Raw genomic sequence first — 1,176 nt, 5'->3', positions numbered from 1 at the left:
TTCTTTTCTAGTTGAARGTTTATTTTAGATATACATTCTCCATGCTTACCTGGYTGTGTAACTATTACATTTTCSCCAGACTTTATTTTTATAATTATGTTGAGTRATTTGYTTATGTGTATGGCCTGCAACTATAGCATCTATTCCTTCTACCTCACGTGCTAAATCTTGTATTCTATTACCTGGATTTCTTGGTTTCTTAGGTTTTTCACCTGAATGAACAACTGCTACTATAATATCWGCCTTATCYTCTTTCATTCTACCAACCCATTTGTTWGCATCTTTTACYARATCATTCATATATAATTTGCCCTCATATTCTGGCTGATCTTTTAATTCTCTAGACTTATTTTTTACTAATTTCCCATCTCGTGTTCCATCATCTACTCTAGATTGTTTTTCACCAACTTCTTTTATAGTAAGGCCTAAAATACCTAATTTTACTATTCCACTTGATGTTGCAATATCTTTAATTATATAAGGATCAGTATAACTCTCACCATTTTTTTTATATGTATTTGCTGATAAYACTTTTAWACCYTGTTTTTCAAAGTCAGAAATCATATTATCTAAGTAAAACTTATTATTWGAYACAAACTCATGATTTCCAAGTACTACTGCATCATACCCAACRTTTTTCATCTCTTTTGCAATAGGWACTTCTATATATKTATCAGKYTTTTYTTRYCTTTTATCAAAATATTTMCMCATMTCTCCGGCATCAAAATCAAAAAARTCACCAGCATCAACYAAWGTTAMAYTYTTATCTTTTTTAAACTCATTCTTTACATATGAARATAGCTTGTAAGGTATCTCYCCATGTAAATCAGTAGTGGCYAATATRTTTATTTCTTCYTTGTCAGTACTACAACCTGWTATTAGGAAAAYAGATAATACTACTAAACATGTCATTAATATTTTTYTCATTACTTAAAACCTCCTGATTAGTACTTTATATRATTTGAYACATTTTATAGTATATCTGAAAACATATTATTATTTTGTATTTTTATGTCGAATATCTATCATCTTGAATACTTTACCATTCAATCCATCTAATATAGCTATACTTAATTGACTGTTTAAAATATCTTGTTATATCTGTCGTTCGAGCATGTCCATTATGAAACCTTGGTCTGTCCTTGCTGACACACTCTCCTGGTATAGTAAAATTAA

1 protein-coding gene is annotated in these 1,176 nt (G+C 29.0%); it reads right to left on the bottom strand.

What is annotated here, in order from left to right:
• Positions 1-45: 45 nt before the first annotated feature.
• The gene (locus tag T473_RS17080) at positions 46-912 is read right to left on the bottom strand and encodes a metallophosphoesterase (RefSeq protein WP_242825954.1); all 867 of its coding nucleotides are present in this window, start codon (positions 910-912) and stop codon (positions 46-48) included.
• Positions 913-1,176 lie beyond the last annotated feature (264 nt).

Source organism: Clostridioides mangenotii TR (genome assembly GCF_000498755.1).
GTDB lineage: Bacteria > Bacillota > Clostridia > Peptostreptococcales > Peptostreptococcaceae > Metaclostridioides > Metaclostridioides mangenotii_A.
This window is presented reverse-complemented; position numbering and strand designations above follow the sequence as displayed.